The following is a 1285-nucleotide window of genomic DNA, read 5'->3' as shown; positions in this document are numbered from 1 at the left end:
TGAAGTTTCCCCGTGATCTTGGACACTCGTTCGTTATGCCGCGAGGGCGTGTTGATGTCGCTGTCTGGTCTCGGCCGGTGTGAGGTAGCCGAAGATCTTGTGCTTGCGCAGGCGACGGCGGTTGTAGAAGGTCTCGATGAAGGTGAAGACCTCGGCGCGGGCGGTGGCCCGGTCAGGCCAGGTCCGCGTTCCGATCTCTTCCTTGAGCAGGGCCCAGAAACTCTCCGCTGCGGCGTTGTCGAAACATGATCCGGTGCGTCCGCAGCTCTGTCGCAGCCCCAACTCCTGTATTCGATTCCTGAATTGCGCCGATGTGTACTCGCTGCCGCGATCGCTGTGGATCACGCATCCGGGCTCCAGGCCGCCTCGGCCATAGGCCATGTCGAGGGCGTCGACGACGAGCTCGGCGCGATGGTGATCGGCCATGGCATAGCCGACGACCTCGCGGGTCGCCAGGTCCAGCCAGCAGGCGAGGTAGAGCCAGCCCTCGGCCGTCGGGAGATAGGTGATGTCGCCGACCAGCCGGGTGCCGGGACGCGCGGCGTGGAAGTCGCGGCCGATCAGGTCCGGGGCCGGCTTCGCCTTCTTGTCCGGCCGGGTCAGCGAGCGGTGCTTGCGGCGGGTGACGCCGCGGATGTCGCGCTCGCGCATGACGCGGGCGATGCGCTTGCGGTTCACCCGGTGCCCCAGACGCCGCAGCTCGGCGTGGATGCGCGGGACGCCGTAGGTGCGACGGGAGGCGATGTGCAGCACGGTGATCTCGTGGGCGAGCGCGTCGTCGGCCGCCCGGCGCTCTCGGCGGGCGGCCTTGCCCTCGCGCCAGGCGTAGTAGGAGGAGCGGGCCACGTGCAGCACCCGGCACAACAGGACGATCGGGTAGTTCGCCTTCTCCGCATGGATCAACCGGTACAACGCGGTCACCGGTCGCTCTCCTTCACGAAGAAGGCCGTCGCTTTTTTCAGGATCTCGATCGTCTGCTGCTGTTCGCGGTTCTCTCTGCGAAGCCGGCGCAGTTCCTCGCGCTCCGCGCTGGTCAGCTCGCCCGGGGCGCCCTCGCCCTGGTCGGCCTTGGCCCGGCGGTACCAGCCGCGCAGGGACTCGGAGCTGATGCCGAGTTCCCGTGCGACGGCGGTGACCGTCTTTCCCGAGGAGTCGACGAGCGCGATCGCGTCCCGCTTGAACTCCTCGGTGTACCGCTTCGTGTACTTGCTTCCCACCTGGCGCTACTTCCTCTGGAACCTCAGGTCCCAGTCTCCAGGTGTCCACGATCAAGGGGAAGCTTCAC

Annotated in this window: 2 protein-coding genes; both read right to left on the bottom strand. The window is 67.2% G+C overall.

The window, feature by feature from the left end; genetic code table 11:
• Positions 1-33: 33 nt before the first annotated feature.
• Positions 34-921, bottom strand: coding sequence for an IS3 family transposase (locus MTQ10_RS30550; protein WP_247474000.1), 888 nt, complete (start codon positions 919-921; stop codon positions 34-36).
• Positions 918-1217, bottom strand: a complete 300-nt coding sequence (locus MTQ10_RS30545) for a transposase (RefSeq protein WP_247473998.1) — start codon at positions 1215-1217, stop codon at positions 918-920. The genes MTQ10_RS30550 and MTQ10_RS30545 overlap by 4 nt, the downstream gene beginning before the upstream one ends.
• Positions 1218-1285 lie beyond the last annotated feature (68 nt).

Source organism: Streptomyces sp. XM83C (assembly GCF_023072675.1).
Classification (GTDB): Bacteria; Actinomycetota; Actinomycetes; order Streptomycetales; family Streptomycetaceae; genus Streptomyces; species Streptomyces thermocoprophilus.
This window is presented reverse-complemented; position numbering and strand designations above follow the sequence as displayed.